The organism is Mycobacterium tuberculosis complex sp. N0072 (assembly GCF_030323725.1).
Lineage (GTDB): Bacteria > Actinomycetota > Actinomycetes > Mycobacteriales > Mycobacteriaceae > Mycobacterium > Mycobacterium tuberculosis.
Map to the genome: position 1 here is coordinate 4,403,356 of NZ_CP040689.1, position 18,048 is coordinate 4,421,403.

Sequence of the window (18,048 nt, forward strand, 5' to 3'; positions counted from 1 at the left end):
CACAGCGACTTCTGTGATAGATGTGACTGGCGCGACTCAATTGGTCAGCGCGGGTCGCCTGCACCGCCCCGCTCCCTCGCCCAACGAATAAGTCCTGGCCGACGATGGGCGCTCAGACGGCGAGTACATCGGGAACACCCGCCCGTACCAGCTACTATCGCTGGGGTGTCCGACGGCGAACAAGCCAAATCACGTCGACGCCGGGGGCGGCGCCGCGGGCGGCGCGCTGCGGCTACAGCCGAGAATCACATGGACGCCCAACCGGCCGGCGACGCCACCCCGACCCCGGCAACGGCGAAGCGGTCCCGGTCCCGCTCACCTCGTCGCGGGTCGACTCGGATGCGCACCGTGCACGAAACATCGGCTGGAGGGTTGGTCATTGACGGTATCGACGGTCCACGAGACGCGCAGGTCGCGGCTCTGATCGGCCGCGTCGACCGGCGCGGCCGGCTGCTGTGGTCGCTACCCAAGGGGCACATCGAGTTGGGCGAGACCGCCGAGCAGACCGCCATCCGCGAGGTCGCCGAGGAGACCGGCATCCGCGGCAGTGTGCTCGCCGCGCTGGGGCGCATCGACTACTGGTTCGTCACCGACGGCCGGCGGGTGCACAAGACCGTCCACCATTATTTGATGCGGTTTTTAGGCGGAGAGCTGTCCGACGAAGACCTCGAGGTAGCCGAGGTAGCCTGGGTGCCGATCCGGGAACTGCCGTCTCGACTGGCCTACGCCGACGAACGTCGACTAGCCGAGGTGGCCGACGAACTGATCGACAAGCTGCAGAGCGACGGCCCCGCCGCGCTTCCGCCGCTACCACCCAGCTCGCCTCGTCGACGGCCGCAAACGCATTCACGCGCTCGTCATGCCGATGACTCAGCACCGGGTCAGCACAACGGTCCCGGGCCGGGGCCGTGACCGCACTGCAACTCCGCTGGGCCGCTTTGGCGCGCGTCACCTCAGCGATCGGCGTCGTGGCCGGCCTCGGGATGGCGCTCACGGTACCGTCGGCGGCACCGCACGCGCTCGCAGGCGAGCCCAGCCCGACGCCTTTTGTCCAGGTCCGCATCGATCAGGTGACCCCGGACGTGGTGACCACTTCCAGCGAACCCCATGTCACCGTCAGCGGAACGGTGACCAATACCGGTGACCGCCCAGTCCGCGATGTGATGGTCCGGCTTGAGCACGCCGCCGCGGTCACGTCGTCAACGGCGTTACGCACCTCGCTCGACGGCGGCACCGACCAGTACCAGCCGGCCGCGGACTTCCTCACGGTCGCCCCCGAACTAGACCGCGGGCAAGAGGCCGGCTTTACCCTCTCGGCCCCGCTGCGCTCGCTGACCAGGCCGTCGTTGGCCGTCAACCAGCCCGGGATCTACCCGGTCCTGGTCAACGTCAATGGGACACCCGACTACGGTGCGCCTGCGCGGCTCGACAATGCGCGGTTCCTGTTGCCCGTGGTCGGAGTGCCACCCGACCAGGCCACCGACTTCGGCTCCGCTGTTGCACCAGAAACGACGGCGCCGGTCTGGATCACCATGCTGTGGCCGCTGGCCGACCGGCCCCGGTTGGCCCCCGGGGCACCCGGTGGCACCGTTCCCGTCCGGCTGGTCGACGACGACCTGGCAAACTCGCTGGCCAACGGCGGCCGGCTGGACATCCTCCTGTCGGCGGCCGAGTTCGCCACCAACCGGGAAGTCGACCCCGACGGCGCCGTCGGCCGAGCGCTGTGCCTGGCCATCGACCCAGATCTACTCATCACCGTCAATGCGATGACCGGCGGCTACGTCGTGTCCGACTCGCCCGACGGGGCCGCTCAACTACCGGGCACCCCGACCCACCCGGGCACCGGCCAGGCCGCCGCATCCAGCTGGCTGGATCGATTGCGGACGCTAGTCCACCGGACATGCGTGACGCCGCTGCCTTTTGCCCAAGCCGACCTGGATGCTTTGCAGCGGGTTAATGATCCGAGGCTGAGCGCGATCGCAACCATCAGCCCCGCCGACATCGTCGACCGCATCCTGGATGTCAGCTCCACCCGCGGCGCAACCGTGCTGCCCGACGGCCCGTTGACCGGCCGGGCGATCAACTTGCTCAGCACCCACGGCAGCACGGTTGCCGTCGCGGCCGCCGATTTTAGCCCCGAGGAACAGCAGGGTTCGTCCCAGATCGGCTCCGCGCTCTTACCCGCTACCGCGCCCCGGCGGTTGTCCCCGCGGGTGGTAGCGGCGCCGTTTGATCCCGCGGTCGGGGCCGCGCTGGCCGCCGCGGGAACAAACCCGACCGTTCCTACCTATCTAGATCCCTCGTTGTTCGTTCGGATCGCGCATGAATCGATCACCGCGCGCCGCCAGGACGCCTTGGGCGCAATGCTGTGGCGCAGCTTGGAGCCGAATGCCGCGCCCCGTACCCAAATCCTGGTGCCGCCGGCGTCGTGGAGCCTGGCCAGCGACGACGCGCAGGTCATCCTGACCGCGCTGGCCACCGCCATCCGGTCTGGCCTGGCCGTGCCGCGACCACTACCGGCGGTGATCGCTGACGCCGCGGCCCGCACCGAGCCACCGGAACCCCCGGGCGCTTACAGCGCCGCTCGCGGCCGGTTCAATGACGACATCACCACGCAGATCGGCGGGCAGGTTGCCCGGCTATGGAAGCTGACCTCGGCGTTGACCATCGATGACCGCACCGGGCTGACCGGCGTGCAGTACACCGCACCACTACGCGAGGACATGTTGCGCGCGCTGAGCCAATCGCTACCACCCGATACCCGCAACGGGCTGGCCCAGCAGCGGCTGGCCGTCGTTGGAAAGACGATCGACGATCTTTTCGGCGCGGTGACCATCGTCAACCCGGGCGGCTCCTACACTCTGGCCACCGAGCACAGTCCGCTGCCGTTGGCGCTGCATAATGGCCTCGCCGTGCCAATCCGGGTCCGGCTACAGGTCGATGCTCCGCCCGGGATGACGGTGGCCGATGTCGGTCAGATCGAGCTACCGCCCGGGTACCTGCCGCTACGAGTACCAATCGAGGTGAACTTCACACAGCGGGTTGCCGTCGACGTGTCGCTGCGGACCCCCGACGGCGTCGCGCTGGGTGAACCGGTGCGGTTGTCGGTGCACTCCAACGCCTACGGCAAGGTGTTGTTCGCGATCACGCTATCCGCTGCGGCCGTGCTGGTAACGCTGGCGGGCCGGCGCCTTTGGCACCGGTTCCGTGGCCAGCCTGATCGCGCCGACCTGGATCGCCCCGACCTGCCTACCGGCAAACACGCCCCGCAGCGCCGTGCCGTAGCCAGTCGGGATGACGAAAAGCACCGGGTATGAGACCCTCCCCTGGAGAGGTGCCCACGGCATCGCAGAGGCAGCCCGAGCTGTCCGACGCGGCGCTGGTATCGCACTCCTGGGCAATGGCATTCGCGACGCTGATCAGCCGGATCACCGGCTTTGCCCGGATCGTGCTGCTGGCCGCGATCTTAGGTGCGGCGCTGGCCAGCTCGTTCTCGGTGGCCAACCAGCTGCCGAACCTGGTCGCCGCACTCGTGCTGGAGGCCACCTTCACCGCCATCTTCGTACCGGTGCTGGCCCGCGCCGAGCAGGACGACCCGGACGGCGGCGCGGCGTTCGTGCGCCGTTTGGTCACGTTGGCAACCACCCTGCTGCTGGGCGCCACCACGCTGTCGGTGCTGGCCGCGCCACTGCTTGTGCGGTTGATGCTGGGCACAAACCCACAGGTTAACGAGCCGCTGACCACGGCGTTCGCTTACCTGCTGCTACCGCAAGTCCTCGTCTACGGCCTCTCGTCGGTATTCATGGCGATCCTGAACACCCGCAATGTGTTCGGGCCGCCGGCCTGGGCGCCCGTCGTCAACAATGTCGTCGCCATCGCGACCCTAGCGGTGTATCTGGCGGTCCCCGGCGAGCTTTCAGTCGATCCGGTTCGGATGGGCAACGCCAAGCTGCTGGTGCTCGGCATCGGCACCACCGCAGGCGTGTTTGCACAGACCGCGGTGCTGCTGGTGGCCATCCGGCGCGAGCACATCAGCCTGCGCCCCCTGTGGGGAATCGATCAGCGGCTCAAGCGCTTTGGCGCGATGGCCGCCGCGATGGTGCTCTATGTGCTGATCAGCCAGCTCGGCCTGGTGGTCGGTAACCGGATCGCCAGCACGGCAGCGGCTTCCGGCCCCGCGATCTACAACTACACCTGGCTAGTGCTGATGTTGCCATTCGGCATGATCGGCGTGACGGTGCTGACCGTGGTGATGCCGCGGCTGAGCCGCAATGCCGCGGCCGACGATACCCCGGCCGTGCTCGCCGACCTGTCGCTAGCCACCAGGCTGACCATGATCACGCTGATCCCAACGGTGGCGTTCATGACGGTCGGCGGTCCGGCGATCGGTAGCGCGCTTTTTGCATACGGCAACTTCGGCGACGTTGATGCCGGGTACCTGGGGGCGGCGATCGCATTGTCGGCGTTCACGTTGATCCCCTATGCGTTAGTGCTGTTGCAGCTACGCGTGTTCTACGCCCGCGAGCAGCCGTGGACACCAATCACGATCATCGTGGTCATCACCGGCGTCAAGATCCTCGGCTCGCTGCTGGCGCCGCATATTACCGGTGATCCCCAGCTGGTCGCGGCCTATCTCGGGCTGGCTAACGGACTCGGATTTCTCGCCGGCACGATCGTCGGCTACTACATACTGCGTCGGGCCCTGCGGCCCGACGGCGGCCAGCTGATCGGCGTCGGCGAGGCGCGAACCGTCCTGGTGACCGTCGCCGCGTCGTTGCTTGCCGGACTGCTGGCACACGTGGCCGATCGGTTACTAGGGCTAAGCGAGCTGACGGCCCACGCGGGCAGCGTCGGTTCGCTGCTGCGGCTGTCGGTGCTGGCTCTCATCATGCTGCCAATTCTGGCTGCGGTCACCCTCTGCGCACGGGTGCCCGAGGCGCGGGCGGCGCTGGATGCCGTGCGAGCCCGAATCAGGAGCCGGCGCTTGAAGACCGGGCCTCAGACCCAGAATGTCTTGGATCAATCGTCTCGCCCCGGACCGGTCACGTACCCTGAGCGGAGGCGTTTGGCCCCGCCGCGGGGGAAAAGTGTGGTCCACGAGCCGATCCGGCGCAGGCCTCCGGAGCAGGTAGCCAGAGCCGGGAGAGCGAAAGGACCGGAGGTGATCGACCGCCCATCGGAGAACGCCTCGTTTGGTGCCGCGTCGGGTGCCGAGCTGCCGCGGCCCGTCGCCGACGAGCTTCAGCTCGACGCGCCAGCCGGCCGTGACCCCGGCCCCGTTTCCCGGCCGCACCCATCCGACCTGCAAAACGGCGATCTGCCCGCCGATGCGGCCCGTGGGCCGATTGCGTTCGACGCGCTCCGCGAACCGGACCGAGAATCGTCGGCCCCCCCAGATGATGTGCAGCTGGTTCCCGGCGCCCGCATCGCTAACGGCCGCTACCGCCTACTGATCTTCCACGGGGGTGTACCACCCCTGCAGTTCTGGCAGGCGCTTGACACAGCGCTGGACCGCCAGGTGGCGCTGACCTTCGTCGACCCGCAGGGCGTCCTGCCCGACGACGTCCTCCAGGAGACCTTGTCCCGTACGTTGCGGCTCAGCCGGATCGACAAGCCCGGTGTCGCCCGAGTGCTTGACGTCGTGCACACCCGGGCCGGTGGTCTGGTAGTCGCGGAGTGGATCCGCGGCGGTTCGTTACAGGAAGTCGCCGACACCTCACCGTCGCCGGTTGGCGCCATCCGGGCGATGCAGTCCCTGGCCGCGGCCGCAGATGCTGCCCACCGCGCCGGTGTTGCGCTGTCGATCGACCATCCCAGCCGGGTGCGCGTGAGCATCGACGGCGACGTCGTGCTGGCCTACCCGGCGACCATGCCGGACGCCAACCCGCAAGACGACATCCGCGGCATCGGCGCCTCCCTGTACGCCCTGCTGGTCAACCGGTGGCCGCTGCCGGAGGCCGGCGTGCGCAGCGGGTTGGCACCCGCCGAGCGCGACACCGCTGGCCAGCCCATCGAACCCGCCGACATCGACCGTGACATCCCCTTCCAGATTTCCGCGGTGGCGGCCCGGTCGGTTCAAGGAGACGGCGGGATACGCAGCGCGTCAACGCTGTTGAATCTAATGCAGCAGGCGACCGCGGTGGCCGATCGCACCGAGGTGCTGGGACCGATCGACGAAGCACCGGTCTCCGCGGCCCCGCGCACATCCGCGCCCAACAGCGAAACCTACACCCGCCGCCGTCGCAACCTGCTGATCGGCATCGGCGCGGGTGCTGCCGTCCTCATGGTGGCCCTGCTGGTCTTGGCTTCGGTGTTGAGCCGGATATTCGGCGATGTCAGCGGCGGCCTCAACAAGGACGAACTGGGCCTCAACGCACCCACCGCGTCGACCTCGGCGGCCAGTTCGGCGCCGCCCGGCAGCGTCGTCAAACCCACCAAGGTCACGGTCTTCTCCCCCGACGGCGGCGCCGACAACCCCGGGGAGGCTGATTTGGCCATCGACGGCAATCCGGCCACTTCCTGGAAGACCGACATCTATACCGACCCCGTCCCGTTCCCTAGCTTCAAGAACGGAGTCGGTTTGATGTTGCAGCTGCCCCAGGCCGCGGTGGTCGGCACCGTCGCCATCGACGTGGCCAGCACCGGCACCAAGGTGGAGATCCGCTCGGCATCCACGCCGACGCCGGCAACGCTGGAGGATACCGCCGTGTTGACTTCGGCCACCGCGCTGCGGCCCGGCCACAACACCATCTCGGTCGAGGCGGCCGCGCCCACCTCGAATCTGCTGGTGTGGATCTCTACCTTGGGAACCACCGACGGAAAGAGTCAAGCCGACATCTCGGAGATCACGATTTACGCCGCGTCCTGACCGGGCCGGGCACGGCCAGCCAGGGTGAAGTGCTATGCCGCCACCGATTGGTTACTGTCCGGCCGTGGGTTTCGGGGGCCGTCACGAGCGCAGCGACGCCGAGCTGCTGGCCGCCCATGTCGCCGGCGACCGGTACGCCTTCGATCAGTTGTTCCGCCGTCATCACCGCCAGCTACACCGGCTCGCGCGGCTCACCAGCCGGACCTCCGAGGACGCCGACGATGCGCTGCAAGACGCGATGCTGTCAGCGCACCGCGGCGCCGGCTCGTTCCGGTACGATGCCGCCGTCAGCAGTTGGTTGCACCGCATCGTGGTCAACGCTTGCCTGGACCGGCTGCGTCGGGCCAAAGCCCATCCGACCGCCCCTCTAGAAGATGTCTATCCGGTCGCGGACCGGACCGCGCAGGTCGAGACCGCGATCGCGGTGCAGCGGGCACTGATGCGGCTGCCCGTCGAGCAGCGGGCCGCGGTGGTCGCCGTGGACATGCAGGGCTATTCGATCGCCGACACCGCCCGGATGCTGGGCGTGGCCGAGGGCACCGTCAAGAGCCGCTGCGCCCGGGCGCGGGCCCGCCTAGCGCGGCTGCTGGGCTATCTCAACACCGGGGTGAACATCCGGCGCTGACCCCGTTGCCGGTCCGTCGTAGCATCGATCCACGGGCTCGCCGCTACCCCACATCTGGCTATTGCCACCGGGCATGACGGACACTGGGGCCGATGAGTGCAGCCGACAAGGATCCAGACAAACATAGCGCCGATGCGGACCCGCCGCTGACCGTTGAGCTGCTGGCCGACCTGCAAGCAGGTCTGCTGGACGACGCAACCGCCGCCCGCATCCGCAGCCGGGTCCGCTCAGACCCGCAGGCTCAGCAAATCCTGCGCGCGTTGAACCGGGTACGCCGCGATGTCGCCGCGATGGGTGCCGACCCCGCTTGGGGGCCAGCTGCTCGCCCAGCGGTCGTCGACAGCATTTCGGCGGCCTTACGGTCGGCGCGCCCGAACAGCTCACCCGGCGCCGCTCACGCCGCCCGTCCGCACGTCCACCCCGTCCGAATGATCGCCGGCGCGGCCGGATTGTGCGCCGTGGCCACAGCGATCGGTGTCGGCGCCGTGGTCGATGCACCGCCACCCGCACCGAGTGCACCGACAACCGCGCAGCACATCACGGTGTCAAAACCTGCCCCGGTGATTCCGCTGTCTCGGCCGCAGGTTCTCGACCTGCTTCACCACACCCCGGACTATGGCCCGCCCGGAGGCCCGCTGGGCGATCCGTCCCGGCGTACGTCCTGCCTGAGCGGCCTCGGCTATCCGGCGTCCACGCCGGTGCTGGGCGCGCAGCCGATCGATATCGACGCTCGGCCCGCCGTACTGCTGGTGATACCCGCGGACACGCCCGACAAACTGGCCGTTTTTGCGGTCGCGCCGCACTGCAGCGCCGCCGATACCGGGTTGTTGGCTAGCACCGTGGTCCCCCGCGCATGATGGGTCTGGGTGCTGTCGCTCGCCTGCGGGAACAGCAGTGCCTACGCTGGCGTTCGTTGTCTCAAGATCTGCCCTCGCACTCGAAAGGCTCGCATGACCGCCCCGCCTGTCCATGACCGCGCACACCACCCCGTTCGCGACGTGATCGTTATCGGCTCCGGTCCCGCGGGGTACACTGCGGCGCTCTACGCCGCCCGTGCCCAGCTGGCGCCGCTGGTCTTCGAGGGCACGTCTTTCGGCGGCGCGCTGATGACCACCACCGACGTGGAGAACTACCCGGGATTTCGCAACGGCATCACCGGTCCAGAGTTGATGGATGAGATGCGGGAACAGGCGCTGCGATTCGGCGCGGACCTGCGTATGGAAGACGTCGAGTCGGTATCACTTCACGGGCCGCTGAAATCGGTCGTCACCGCCGACGGACAGACCCACCGGGCCCGAGCCGTGATCCTGGCAATGGGCGCAGCGGCACGCTATCTGCAGGTGCCCGGCGAACAGGAATTGCTCGGGCGCGGGGTGAGCTCGTGCGCCACCTGCGACGGATTCTTCTTCCGCGATCAGGACATCGCCGTCATCGGCGGCGGTGACTCGGCAATGGAGGAAGCTACCTTCCTGACCCGATTCGCTCGCAGTGTGACGCTGGTGCATCGCCGCGACGAGTTCCGGGCTTCCAAAATCATGCTCGATCGCGCCCGCAACAACGACAAGATACGGTTCCTCACCAACCACACCGTGGTCGCGGTGGACGGGGACACCACAGTGACCGGCTTGCGGGTACGCGACACCAACACCGGTGCCGAAACCACCCTGCCGGTAACCGGTGTTTTCGTCGCGATCGGCCACGAGCCGCGGTCGGGCTTGGTGCGCGAGGCCATCGACGTCGACCCGGACGGCTACGTGTTGGTGCAGGGGCGTACCACCAGCACCTCACTGCCGGGCGTGTTCGCTGCCGGCGACCTGGTGGATCGCACCTATCGCCAGGCGGTTACCGCAGCGGGCAGTGGCTGCGCCGCGGCTATCGACGCCGAGCGCTGGCTCGCCGAGCACGCAGCAACCGGAGAAGCTGACAGTACCGACGCATTGATAGGAGCACAACGATGACCGATTCCGAGAAGTCCGCCACCATCAAAGTTACCGACGCATCCTTTGCCACCGACGTGCTATCCAGCAACAAGCCTGTGCTGGTTGACTTTTGGGCGACATGGTGTGGACCTTGCAAGATGGTAGCGCCCGTTCTCGAGGAAATCGCCACCGAGCGCGCAACAGACCTCACCGTCGCCAAGCTCGACGTGGACACCAACCCGGAGACCGCCCGCAACTTCCAGGTCGTCTCGATCCCTACCCTGATCTTGTTCAAGGACGGCCAGCCGGTGAAACGAATCGTTGGCGCCAAGGGTAAGGCTGCGTTGCTGCGCGAGCTCTCAGACGTGGTTCCCAACCTCAACTAGCCCCCGCGGTTAGCCTGGGGTTTTCCCGAAATCGGCAAGGATCTGCGACAATACCGGTTGGCTGGTCCGCATTGTCAACGATGTGAGCTAATCCCGGAGGGCCCTTGGTATGCCGAGTCCGCGCCGCGAAGACGGCGATGCGCTGCGCTGTGGCGACCGCAGTGCGGCCGTCACCGAGATCCGGGCTGCGCTGACCGCGTTAGGGATGCTGGATCATCAGGAAGAAGACCTGACGACGGGCCGTAACGTCGCCCTTGAGTTGTTCGACGCGCAGCTCGACCAGGCGGTCCGTGCCTTCCAACAGCATCGCGGCCTGCTGGTGGACGGCATCGTCGGTGAGGCCACCTACCGCGCGTTGAAAGAAGCCTCCTACCGGCTCGGGGCCCGCACGCTGTACCACCAATTCGGCGCCCCGCTCTACGGGGACGACGTCGCTACACTGCAGGCCCGGCTGCAGGATCTTGGTTTCTACACCGGGCTGGTCGACGGTCATTTCGGGTTGCAGACCCACAATGCGTTGATGTCCTATCAGCGTGAGTACGGACTTGCCGCAGACGGTATCTGCGGCCCAGAAACGTTGCGCTCCTTGTACTTTCTAAGTTCGCGAGTCAGCGGTGGCTCGCCACATGCGATTCGCGAAGAAGAGCTGGTCCGCAGCTCGGGGCCGAAGCTGTCTGGCAAACGGATCATCATTGATCCCGGTCGCGGCGGCGTGGACCACGGACTTATCGCGCAAGGTCCGGCTGGGCCCATCAGCGAAGCAGACTTGTTGTGGGACTTGGCAAGTCGGCTCGAAGGACGGATGGCAGCTATCGGTATGGAGACCCACCTGTCCCGTCCGACCAACCGTAGTCCGTCCGACGCAGAGCGTGCCGCCACCGCCAACGCCGTTGGCGCAGACCTGATGATCAGCCTGCGCTGCGAGACCCAGACCAGTCTCGCGGCCAACGGCGTGGCTTCCTTTCACTTCGGCAACTCGCACGGCTCGGTGTCTACCATCGGCCGCAATCTTGCCGATTTCATTCAACGAGAAGTGGTGGCGCGCACCGGTTTACGGGATTGCCGTGTGCATGGTCGAACGTGGGATCTGTTGCGGCTGACCAGGATGCCGACCGTTCAGGTCGATATCGGCTACATCACCAACCCCCACGATCGTGGGATGCTAGTCTCAACGCAGACGCGCGATGCCATCGCCGAAGGCATTCTCGCCGCGGTCAAACGGCTGTATCTGTTAGGCAAGAACGATCGGCCCACCGGCACATTCACTTTCGCCGAGTTGCTGGCCCACGAACTGTCTGTCGAGCGAGCGGGTAGACTCGGCGGTTCTTAAGCCCAGTGGCCGCGTGGGGTTTACGACGTGTTGCCGGCCGTCGACCCCGCTGCTATCGGCTCTTGCAGTCGAGCATTCTCCAGCAAGCGTTCAAGAGCGGCCTCGACTTCGGCTTTCCACCCCAGCCCTTTGTCCAGTTCGAGGCGTAGCCTCGGAAAGTACGGGTGCGGTGCCACCACGACGAAACCCACGTCCATCAAGAAGTTCGCGTCGATGATGCAGTGTTCGACACAGCAGTCGCCGAGGGCCTCCAACACCGGCCGCACATCAGGTGTTACCGCGCCCGGGTTTTGCAAATCGGTGGCCGCTGGTGTCCGGCCGAAAGCTTCCAGCGCCCGGACGCCGCGCCGAACCAACTCTTCAATCACCCGGGCAATCAGACTGTGCGGTAAGTCGTCATCTGCTTGCCCGCGCTCGATGCCCATCGACGTAAGCAGCACCGCGTCCGCCGACACCGGCGCGGTAGGAAACCGCTGGGCTCGCGGCACCGCACTGGGCGGAGCGTAGAGCACATACCCGAGGCAGGGTGGTTCGGCGTGGCTGCGCTCATCCGGGACTGCCGTTGCGACCTGACCGCACGAACCCCACTCCAGCATCACCATCGACAACCAGGCTTCCTTTTCGAATTCGGGGTCGGCGAGGTGGTCGTCTTTGCCGAGAATCGCGGGGTCGACCTCCCAGAAAACGCAGCGTCGCGCATGCTTGGGGAGCTGCTCGAAGGCTTCGAGTCGTAACGCTGTGATACGAGCGGACACTAGTCTCCTGGCCTCCGTGCGGCATTGCAACCGATGGCCCTACACCTCCGCGGGCCAATGTGCACCAGCAACCCTTCTAGAATAAGAGAGTCGATCGCTATCGGGCCAGTATTCGCGATGCCACTCCAGCCGACTTGCACCGCATCGTGTCCGGCCGGTGACAATTGTCCGGTCCATTGCCCCGTCCAATCTCGAATCCGCTTGCCGCACACCGCGTCTCCGTTGATTCCCGCTCCCCGCAGCGGGTTGGCTTAGGCGCCGGAACCGGCGCGTTGTCACAGTGACGTAATTACAGAGCGTCCCTGTGCAGGCCTTTATCTCGGCCATCAGTGGTCATCAAACCGACTATGCGCGCTAAATCATCGACCGAGCCGAACTCCACCACAATCTTACCCTTGCGTTTGCCCAGACTGACGGTCACCCGCGTGTCAAAGGTGGTCGATAGACGCTCAGCAACATCTTGGAGGCCAGGCATCTGAATCGGCTTACGCCGCGGCGGCGCGGGTGTAGTCGCGTCGCTGTGATGGGCTTGGCGATTGGCCTCGTGATTGGCCAGCGTGACCGTCTCCTCGGTGGCTCGCACCGACAGGCCCTCCGCGACGATCCGGCTCGCCAGCTCCTCTTGCGCCTCCGGTCCGGCCTCGAGCGACAGCAGGGCGCGAGCATGCCCGGCCGACAGCACGCCGGCGGCCACTCGCCGCTGTACCGGGATGGGGAGTTTGAGCAATCGGATCATGTTGGTGATCAAGGGCCGCGAGCGGCCGATGCGCGCCGCCAGTTCATCGTGGGTGACCCCGAATTCGTCGAGCAATTGCTGGTATGCCGCCGCTTCTTCTAACGGATTCAGCTGTACTCGATGAATATTTTCCAGGAGGGCGTCGCGCAGCAGATTATCGTCGCCGGTCTCACGCACGATGGCCGGGATGGTGGCCAAGCCCGCCTCTTGGGCAGCCCGCCAGCGCCGCTCCCCCATCACTATCTGGTAGCGCACGCCGGTTTGGGATCCAGCCAATGACCGCACCACGATCGGCTGCAGGAGACCGAATTCGCGGATGGAGTGCACCAACTCGGCCAGTGCCTCTTCGTCGAACACCTGACGCGGCTGACGGGGATTAGCCTCGATGGCGCTCGGTGGGATTTCCCGATAGATGGCGCCCATCACGGAAGTGTCCGGGACCGGTCCGCCGATTACGACATCTGCCGTGGCAGATCCCATCCGGGGACCCAAGGTCGGTGGCCCCGATTCTCCGTCTGCCGGGCCAGTCGGGATCAGCGCAGCCAGGCCACGGCCGAGGCCACCCTTTCTGCGTGACGGCTGGGTCATGGTCGTCCCTTCGCGGATGGTGGTCGGTCACGCTCGGCAAGTTCGCGGCTCGCGTCGAGGTAACTCATCGCGCCGCGCGAACCGGGATCGTAATCGATGATGGTCATGCTGTAGCCCGGCGCTTCGGAAACCTTGACGCTGCGTGGAATCACCGTCCGCAACACTTTGCTTCCGAAATACTGACGGACCTCGTCGGCTACTTGATCGGCGAGCTTTGTCCGGCCGTCATACATGGTAAGGATCACGGTGGTGACCTCGAGTTGGGGGTTGAGGTGGGCCTTCACCATCTCGATGTTGCGCATAAGCTGCGACACACCCTCCAACGCGTAGTACTCGCATTGGATCGGGATCATCACCTCCGGTGCCGCGACGAGTGCGTTGATGGTCAGCAGCCCCAGCGAGGGCGGGCAATCGACGAAAACGTAGTCGAAGTCGAAGTTGTCGAGTGCGGCCAGGGCGGTGCGCAACCGGTTCTCGCGCGCCACCATGCTCACCAATTCGATTTCGGCGCCGGCCAGATCGATCGTCGCCGGGATGCAGAACAGCCGCTCGCTGTGCGGGCTGCGCCGTAGCGCCGTGTGCAACGAAACCTCGCCGATAAGCATCTCGTAGGACGAGGGTGTGCCGGATTGCCGGTCGGTGATACCCAATGCGGTGCTCGCGTTGCCCTGGGGATCGAGATCGATCACGAGTGTCTTGAGGCCCTGCACAGCAAGCGCGGCAGCGATATTGACGGCGGTGGTCGTCTTACCGACCCCGCCCTTCTGATTCGCGATGGTGAGCACCCGGCGTCGACCCGGCCGCTGCAGCGGCTCGTGGGTGGTGTGCAGGACCCGCATCGCACGTTCTGCTGCAGCGCCGATGGGGGTGTCGAATTCTGTCGATGTTTCACGTGAAACATTCATCGTCGGATTGTGCGCGGCCTCAGGCGTCGGTGTCGGTGGTGTCATTTCCCGCTGGAATGGTTCGATAGTTGAAGCCTGGCCCGACCTTACGAGCGCGGACGGTCCAGCGGCCACCGGGCCCCACGGAGCACTCACGCCGTCCCTCCACTCGCCATCCGTGCCGACCCTCGGGCGATCTGCTTTCCACGTCGCGCGAACACCACGGTCGCGGGCGGACGCAAATAGTTCGCGCCACATGTCACCACCCTGACATCAACCGCGCCCGATGCGATCATCACACGCCGGTGCTCCCGTACTTCGTCGTGAGCCCGCTCGCCTTTGATGGCGAGCATTCGCCCGTTCGGCCGTATCAACGGCATGCTCCATTTCGTCAACTTGTCCAACGCGGCCACCGCCCGTGACACCGCAGCGTCGCTGCCGCCCAATTGGTCCTGCACCCAGGACTCCTCGGCGCGCCCCCGCACGATCTCAACGGCAACGCCCAGATCTGTCACCATCTCTCGAAGAAACTCGGTGCGGCGCAGTAGCGGTTCTAGGAGAACTACCTGGAGGTCCGGCCGCGCTATCGCCAATGGCACGCCCGGCAACCCGGCTCCGCTACCGATATCCACGACCCGGTCACCGCGTTCGAGGAGCTCACCGATCACGGCGCAGTTCAGTAGATGCCGGTCCCATAGCCTACCGACTTCGCGGGGTCCCACCAGCCCCCGCTCCACACCGGGTCCCGCCAACGCTTCGGCGTACCGCCGAGCAAGGCCAAGCCGCGGTCCGAAGATCGCAGACGCCGCGGGCTCGATCGGAGACATTACGCACTCCGCCGGCTCGTGAGGTCTGTGTCATGTTTCACGTGAAACATTCTCCGCTCTCGAGACGCTGGCCCAGCCGCTCGGCCACGCATCGCTTACTGCGGCGTCGGTCGGAGCCGCTGGCTCGCGAGCTAGTCGCGGAGCACAACGACTCGGCGTTCTGGCTCCACGCCTTCGCTTTCGCTGTGCACACCTGGCACCGCTGCAACCGCATCGTGGACGATCTTCCGTTCGAACGGCGTCATTGGAACGAGTTCCTCGCGGTCACCGGTTTCGGCCACTCGCCGCGCCACCTCGTCGGCCAGCGCCGCCAATTCCTCCCGGCGCCGCCGTCGCCACCTCGCGATGTCTAGCATCAACCGGCTCCGCACACCGGTCTTCTGATGCACCGCCAACCGGGTGAGTTCCTGCAGAGCGTCGAGCACCTCGCCCCCGCGCCCGACCAACTTGTTCAGGTCGTCACTGCCGTCGATGCTCACCACCGCACGATTGCCTTCGACATCGAGGTCGATGTCGCCATCGAAGTCCAACACGTCCAATAACTCTTCCAGGTAGTCGCCTGCAATCTCGCCCTCGGCGACCAATCTCTCTTCTTGATCGTCGGCCTCGTCAGCATCCGTCGCCGTGTCCTCCCGGACGCCTCCACCCGGTGCTTCTGCGTCGACGTCGAAGTCGGTGGTGTCAGCGTCGGCCATGGCTTGCTCTCCCCTCGTCTGCGGGTGGGTTGTGTTTGTGGGACCGCCTGCCCGGCTGCCCGGAAGGATTGTCAACGTTTGCGTTTTTTCGGTCGCACCCCGGGCCGCGGCGTACGGGCGCTCGGGCCGCTGTTGCGTCTGGCCGGATTGGACGTGTCGGCTGGTCGCTCAGTGCTGGCGTCCGACTCTGCCCCGTCATCGGTGTCCCCGGCTTCTGTTGGGGCTGCCGCATTGGTCGCTGGAGCGGTCTTCGGGCTCCGCTTGGGCTTAGCTCCCGGGGCCGGCGCGTTGGCCGCCCGGCGCCGGACCGCCTCCTGCTTTTTGGCCTCCTCCTCCTTTTCGATCATGCCGAAGACGTAATGCTGCTGCCCGAACGTCCAGATATTGTTCGAGAACCAATACAAGATGATCGCCAGTGGCAGGAACGGTCCGCCGACGACTACGCCGAGCGGAAATACGTACAGCGCCAGCTTGTTCATCATCGCGGTCTGTGGATTCGCAGCCGCCTCGGCGCTCTGCCGCGCGATAGACGCGCGACTGTTGAAGTACGTCGCGATGCCGGCCAAGATCATCACCGGCACACCCACCGCGATCAACGCAGGGCGACTGAAATCGACGAACGCATCCAACCCGGACCGTTGCGTCATGTACGCCCCGATCGGAGCGCCGAACAAGTTGGCATCTAGGAAGTGGCCGACGTCGACCGGGCTAAAGACGTAGTTCCCAGTCAGTCGGTTCTCGATCACCGACAAGTGTGGTTGACCAAAGCCCCCGGTCGTACGGTTAAACGAGCGCAACACATGATAGAGCCCAAGAAACACCGGAATCTGCGCCAGCATCGGCAAACATCCGAGAATGGGGTTGAAGCCGTGCTCGCGTTGCAGCTTTTGCATTTCGAGCGCCATCCGCTGACGATCCTTGCCGTATTTCTTTTGCAAGGCCTTGATCTGTGGTTGCAGTTCCTGCATCTGCCTGGTGGTGCGAATCTGGCGCACGAACGGCTTGTACAGCAGCGCACGCAGCGTGAAGACCAGGAACATCACCGACAACGCCCAGGCGAAGAAGTTGGATGGTCCTAGCACAAACGCGAACAGCCGGTACCAAACCCACATGATCCACGACACCGGGTAGTAGATGAAGTCGAGACTGAAGAAATCAAACAAAAGACTCACGCTCCCCTCGCTTTGACGCAGGGTTCCAGTCGTCGTTCGCGCCGTCGACGTCTGTCTGGCAGCTCCGGCCTGTCGTTAAGCCTTCCGGTATCGGATCCCATCCTCCCCGATGCCATGGTCCGCACTTTGCGAGCCTGATCATGGTCAACCAGCTTCCCCGCAACAGGCCATACTCGGTGAGCGCATCGACGGCGTACTGACTACAGGTAGGGACAAAGCGGCACGACGCCGGTCGTAGCGGCGAAAGCATGTGCCGATGGACCTGGATAACGAAAATCAACCCCCGCGCTGATGCTCTACCGGTAACCCGGACCACTCGCCCACAGCTTTGCCTAGACAGACTCACCGATCACTACCTGCCAGTTCGACAGCCCTCCGCAAGCCGCATCGCAGTTGCTGCTCCAACCGAGCCGAGGAGACATGCCGGCTGCTCGGCAGCGCGCGGATCACCACATGATCGGACGGGTGGAGTTCTTTGACGATCGACCCAGCCACGTGCCGCAGCCGACGTGCCACGCGGTGGCGTTCCACGGCCGACCCCACCGACTTGGCGATAATCAGTCCGACGCGCGGCCCACCGCCACTCCCACGCCACCAATAAACGACCATGTCAGACCGCACGGTACGCATCCCGTGCTTCACCGTTGTTTCAAAATCCGCTGACCGCCTCATGCGGTTGCGTGCACGAAGCACCGCAAATAAGCCCGGTGTTGCAATCAAGCACTGAGCGTGCGCCGACCCTTGCGTCGCCGGCTGGACACAATTGACCTCCCGGCGCGGGTACGCATCCGTAAGCGGAAACCGTGAACACGAGCTCGCCGCCGGTTGTTCGGCTGGAAGGTCCTTTTGCCCTTGGTCACGGGCGTCTCCTCGCTATGTCTGGCAACATCACCATCCGGCCACTCACTGCCTTCCAACTCGATTGGCCCGCGGGACAGTCGGAGGTAGTTTTCGCTGCTGGCCGGCGCGGTCCCTGGACTAATCCAGGTCGCAGCCGCATCGCCGACTTTCGGGCGACTGTTCGAGGGTACTTACGCGCCTTCGCCTGGTCAAACCTCGCCCACCCGGCAACCGCTTCAGGGCATCCTGCCCGCTAAGCTGCTCACCATCCGTACACCCGAGACCGCCACACTCACAAAGAACCCACCACAACGCAAAACAACGGTTGGCAGCCGTACGGAAAACTGTTAGCTTCGGGCGGTGTAGTTATCACGCCGTTTCAGCGTGGAAACGGCACTCGACAATCAAGCGAGGATGGCGGAT

The 18,048-nt window shown here is 65.7% G+C and carries 17 protein-coding genes; 8 read left to right on the top strand and 9 right to left on the bottom strand.

What is annotated here, in order from left to right; all coding sequences use genetic code 11:
- Window positions 1–165 precede the first annotated feature (165 nt).
- The 8 genes from FF952_RS20575 to cwlM all read left to right on the top strand — a co-directional run bounded on the left by FF952_RS20575 (window position 166) and on the right by cwlM (window position 11,128).
- A complete protein-coding gene (locus tag FF952_RS20575) occupies window positions 166–912 on the top strand; it encodes an NUDIX hydrolase (protein WP_003400124.1) in 747 nt (248 codons plus the stop codon).
- Window positions 909–3,317 carry a DUF6049 family protein gene (locus FF952_RS20580; protein ID WP_003905199.1) on the top strand — a complete coding sequence of 803 codons (2,409 nt, stop codon included), beginning with the start codon at window positions 909–911 and terminating at the stop codon, window positions 3,315–3,317. The genes FF952_RS20575 and FF952_RS20580 overlap by 4 nt, the downstream gene beginning before the upstream one ends.
- The gene (gene murJ, locus FF952_RS20585) at window positions 3,314–6,868 is read left to right on the top strand and encodes a murein biosynthesis integral membrane protein MurJ (protein WP_031654062.1); all 3,555 of its coding nucleotides are present in this window, start codon (window positions 3,314–3,316) and stop codon (window positions 6,866–6,868) included. Before FF952_RS20580 ends, murJ begins: the two co-directional genes overlap by 4 nt.
- Before the next feature lie 34 nt (window positions 6,869–6,902).
- Window positions 6,903–7,493, top strand: coding sequence for an RNA polymerase sigma factor SigM (sigM, locus tag FF952_RS20590; RefSeq protein WP_003400144.1), 591 nt, complete (start codon window positions 6,903–6,905; stop codon window positions 7,491–7,493).
- Between the two features lie 92 nt (window positions 7,494–7,585).
- Entirely contained in the window at window positions 7,586–8,350 is a 765-nt protein-coding gene (gene rsmA, locus FF952_RS20595) for an anti-sigma-M factor RsmA (RefSeq protein WP_003400148.1), read from the top strand.
- 93 nt (window positions 8,351–8,443) lie between these two features.
- Entirely contained in the window at window positions 8,444–9,451 is a 1,008-nt protein-coding gene (gene trxB, locus FF952_RS20600; RefSeq protein WP_003900782.1) for a thioredoxin-disulfide reductase, read from the top strand.
- Window positions 9,448–9,798 carry a thioredoxin gene (gene trxA / locus FF952_RS20605; RefSeq protein WP_003400164.1) on the top strand — a complete coding sequence of 117 codons (351 nt, stop codon included), beginning with the start codon at window positions 9,448–9,450 and terminating at the stop codon, window positions 9,796–9,798. Before trxB ends, trxA begins: the two co-directional genes overlap by 4 nt.
- A gap of 109 nt (window positions 9,799–9,907) precedes the next feature.
- A complete protein-coding gene (gene cwlM / locus FF952_RS20610) occupies window positions 9,908–11,128 on the top strand; it encodes an N-acetylmuramoyl-L-alanine amidase CwlM (protein ID WP_003400168.1) in 1,221 nt (406 codons plus the stop codon).
- Window positions 11,129–11,148: 20 nt separating this feature from the next.
- On the opposite strand, the gene FF952_RS20615 is transcribed toward cwlM, so the two are convergent.
- The 9 genes from FF952_RS20615 to rpmH form a co-directional block, all read right to left on the bottom strand.
- Window positions 11,149–11,883, bottom strand: a complete 735-nt coding sequence (locus FF952_RS20615; RefSeq protein ID WP_003400171.1) for a hypothetical protein — start codon at window positions 11,881–11,883, stop codon at window positions 11,149–11,151.
- A gap of 289 nt (window positions 11,884–12,172) precedes the next feature.
- Window positions 12,173–13,207, bottom strand: a complete 1,035-nt coding sequence (locus FF952_RS20620; protein ID WP_003400175.1) for a ParB/RepB/Spo0J family partition protein — start codon at window positions 13,205–13,207, stop codon at window positions 12,173–12,175.
- The gene (parA, locus tag FF952_RS20625; protein ID WP_003400180.1) at window positions 13,204–14,247 is read right to left on the bottom strand and encodes a chromosome partitioning protein ParA; all 1,044 of its coding nucleotides are present in this window, start codon (window positions 14,245–14,247) and stop codon (window positions 13,204–13,206) included. The genes FF952_RS20620 and parA overlap by 4 nt, the downstream gene beginning before the upstream one ends.
- The gene (rsmG, locus tag FF952_RS20630; RefSeq protein WP_003899763.1) at window positions 14,244–14,918 is read right to left on the bottom strand and encodes a 16S rRNA (guanine(527)-N(7))-methyltransferase RsmG; all 675 of its coding nucleotides are present in this window, start codon (window positions 14,916–14,918) and stop codon (window positions 14,244–14,246) included. The genes parA and rsmG overlap by 4 nt, the downstream gene beginning before the upstream one ends.
- 131 nt (window positions 14,919–15,049) lie before the next feature.
- Window positions 15,050–15,613 carry a Jag family protein gene (locus FF952_RS20635; protein WP_003899764.1) on the bottom strand — a complete coding sequence of 188 codons (564 nt, stop codon included), beginning with the start codon at window positions 15,611–15,613 and terminating at the stop codon, window positions 15,050–15,052.
- A gap of 71 nt (window positions 15,614–15,684) precedes the next feature.
- Window positions 15,685–16,785 (bottom strand): membrane protein insertase YidC, encoded by a 1,101-nt coding sequence (gene yidC / locus FF952_RS20640; RefSeq protein WP_003899765.1) that lies wholly within the window; start codon window positions 16,783–16,785, stop codon window positions 15,685–15,687.
- Window positions 16,769–17,131 (bottom strand): membrane protein insertion efficiency factor YidD, encoded by a 363-nt coding sequence (yidD, locus tag FF952_RS20645; protein WP_031680867.1) that lies wholly within the window; start codon window positions 17,129–17,131, stop codon window positions 16,769–16,771. Before yidD ends, yidC begins: the two co-directional genes overlap by 17 nt.
- Window positions 17,128–17,478: a ribonuclease P protein component gene (rnpA, locus tag FF952_RS20650; protein ID WP_003899767.1), complete on the bottom strand. Its 351-nt coding sequence runs from the start codon at window positions 17,476–17,478 to the stop codon at window positions 17,128–17,130. The genes yidD and rnpA overlap by 4 nt, the downstream gene beginning before the upstream one ends.
- A gap of 23 nt (window positions 17,479–17,501) precedes the next feature.
- Window positions 17,502–17,645 (bottom strand): 50S ribosomal protein L34, encoded by a 144-nt coding sequence (gene rpmH, locus FF952_RS20655; RefSeq protein WP_003400206.1) that lies wholly within the window; start codon window positions 17,643–17,645, stop codon window positions 17,502–17,504.
- Between the last annotated feature and the right edge of the window lie 403 nt (window positions 17,646–18,048).